Origin of the sequence: Mesorhizobium sp. M1066 (assembly GCF_040318635.1) — a bacterium.
In the GTDB taxonomy this organism is placed as follows: Bacteria; Pseudomonadota; Alphaproteobacteria; order Rhizobiales; family Rhizobiaceae; genus Mesorhizobium.
In genome coordinates this window covers 1-1,126 of sequence record NZ_JAMYMR010000114.1, presented here as the reverse complement: position 1 = coordinate 1,126, position 1,126 = coordinate 1, and the positions used below count along the sequence as shown (strand labels likewise).

Sequence of the window (1,126 nt, the reverse complement as noted above, 5' to 3'; positions counted from 1 at the left end):
CGGCATGGCAACTGTGTTCATGCGAAAGCTTTTTTATCACGGATGATGGCGTTTAGGACGACGAGGAGCTTCCTTGCGACGGCGATGATAGCCTTCTTCTTTGACGCTGAGCGGGCTGCGATGGCGCTGTAGAAAGCTCTGAAGCGATCACAGGTGCGGATGGCGCCCAGCGCTGCCATGTAGAGGGCACGGCGCACGCGCGGTCGGCCACCCTGGATCTGACTCCTGCGATTGAGCTTGCCGCTCTTGTTGTCGAAAGGGGCAAGGCCGGCCAGTGCTGCGATCGACTTGGGTGACCGCTGGCCGAGCTCGGGCAGGTGGGCCAGCAAAGAGAGCGCGGTGATCTTGGAGACACCGGGCACGGAGACCATCAGCGCGTTGTCGCGGGCAGTATCCTCGACTTGACGAATGGTTTCGGCGATCCGGCTCTCGAGCGCCTTGATCCGCGTGTTGAAGCTGGCGATCAGCTCTTCGAGTTCGGCGATGACAATCTCGTCGAAGGCCTCGCTGCGAAGCTTCTTCAATCTTGCCCTGATATCGACCAGTTGGTCGCGGTGGCGGGCAAGCGATTGAAGGTGCTCACCTTCTTCGCGTGGCGCCGGCTCGGCTTCAGGGTGATAGCGACGGCCATAGCCGCTCAACATCCTGGCGTCGAGAGGATCGGTCTTGGCGCGCCGCGCCGTCGACTTCGCATAGTGGTGGGTGTGTGCCGGATTGTGCCGCGAGAATGCAACGCCTGCCTTGGCCAACGCATGGCGCAGCAACCGGTCATGGACCCCTGTCGCCTCCATGACGACGAAGTCTCGACTGGGCTGAAGGCCTGCCACGTAGGCCGTGATCGCGTCGACATGGTTGTCGATGCGCTGGCAACGGCTGCTTGCCTCATCAAAAAAATCGAGCCACTGCTTGGAGATGTCGCAGCCGACATAGTTCTGCATTATCATGTCCACGCCTCTTCCTGTGGTGCGGGGTCTGCTGGTTACAGCCCCGTGCAACTGTTCAGGTTGATGGTTCACCGGTGGGAAGGGACCGAGCCATGCCACGGCCTGTCCTCGAAAGGACGACCAGGATCCCCTCGGTCTCCTTCCCACTTCAGACATAGCATGGGAACAACACACAGGATCCT

The 1,126-nt window shown here is 60.7% G+C and carries 1 protein-coding gene; it reads right to left on the bottom strand.

Annotated elements, in window-relative coordinates; all coding sequences use genetic code 11:
• Window positions 1-17: 17 nt before the first annotated feature.
• A partial coding sequence (locus NKH52_RS35355; RefSeq protein WP_352736895.1) for an IS110 family RNA-guided transposase occupies window positions 18-1,126 on the bottom strand: 1,109 nt, incomplete at its 5' end.